The 1,273-nt window shown below is 40.4% G+C and carries 1 protein-coding gene and 1 pseudogene; both read right to left on the bottom strand.

Translation table 11 applies throughout. The features are described 5' to 3' along the window. Positions 1-91 precede the first annotated feature (91 nt). Positions 92-268, bottom strand: a complete 177-nt coding sequence (locus Xbud_RS20010) for a hypothetical protein (protein WP_169923120.1) — start codon at positions 266-268, stop codon at positions 92-94. 90 nt (positions 269-358) lie between these two features. Further along, positions 359-786, bottom strand: a pseudogene (tnpA, locus tag Xbud_RS18965) (IS200/IS605 family transposase). Positions 787-1,273 lie beyond the last annotated feature (487 nt).

A 1,273-nucleotide genomic window follows, 5' to 3' on the forward strand; every position in this document is an offset into this window, starting at 1 on the left:
CAGAAAGTGTTATCTGCGATTTCATAAAAACAGCCGGAAAATCTGATTATCGTGTTATTGATTATAGCAACAATGCAGATAATTTATCTGGTTAACTTATTACAGGGAATAAATCAGGTGGTAAAGATTGCACATCGGGTGAAAATGCACGTAATATTTTTAAAGCCTGATGGTAACCTTTTATTACTTCTTGATTAACTGGATAGTTAATTAATTTAGAATGCCATTTTTGGTCTGCAACAACAGCATAAAGCTTTTTTGCTCCCAATAACCATAAAACTCAACAACCACCGACTAAAGTCGGTGGGTTAGTGATTAACGGACTGAAAGTCCGGATACGCATCGGCTGAACGATGCGTCAATTATCCAGCCTGAAGTTATCATTCGGGTTTGGTTCAAAATGATGCGCCAGATAGGCCTTTATCATCTCTTCCGTTAACTGACCTGCCGTCGCATAAAAATAGCCTCTGCCCCAAAAATGCTGACCGCAGTAACGCTTTTTCAGGTGAGCAAACTCTTCAAACAACTTGCTCGCTGTCCTTCCCTTTATTCGCCTCATGATTTCTGAGGGCGCTAAGGTCGGAGGACAACTCACCAGTATGTGTACATGATCTTTGCTCACGACTCCTCTACTATCCTGATTTCAAACGCTTCACATGTCTGACGAACTCACTCTCGCACCCGTAGGCCAACTTCACCTGTCAGTACTTTGTATCGGTATTTCGTTACCCACACGAAATGATACTCAATCTGAAATACCATGTGGCTGCCATATCTGTAATCCATATTGCACCTCTCGTGCAACAGAGTATCGCAGCTAAAGCTGACCGACTAAAGTCGGTGGTTTTAACCTTTCATATGGAAAAATAAATATTGAAAATGGATGGGCTATAATAGAACCTAGTGTAGCACAGCTAAATTTAGCTAAGCGATTAAAAGATAGTTCACGAATGTTGAACGTGACAGCTTCCTCTGGGCACACAAGCGTGTGTAGGTAATACCTTAGAGCGTGGGGTTGGATTACGTCACCAAAGAACTGACAATTTGCTGGGACTAGAGGTAATAACACCTGATGGTGAAAAAATTCAAGTCGGATGGTGACCACATACAGAAAGAAATACTGCATTTAATACATTTGGACATGGTCCTTCATTAATTGCATCTTTATACCCAAGGGAACCTCTAAAAACTCTCAATACAAAAAATAAGATCAATTTTGCACTCACCAATAAATGACCTTATTGTGTATGACTTTTTCTTGCTTTTTCAGGGG

Source organism: Xenorhabdus budapestensis (genome assembly GCF_002632465.1).
In the GTDB taxonomy this organism is placed as follows: Bacteria; Pseudomonadota; Gammaproteobacteria; order Enterobacterales; family Enterobacteriaceae; genus Xenorhabdus; species Xenorhabdus budapestensis.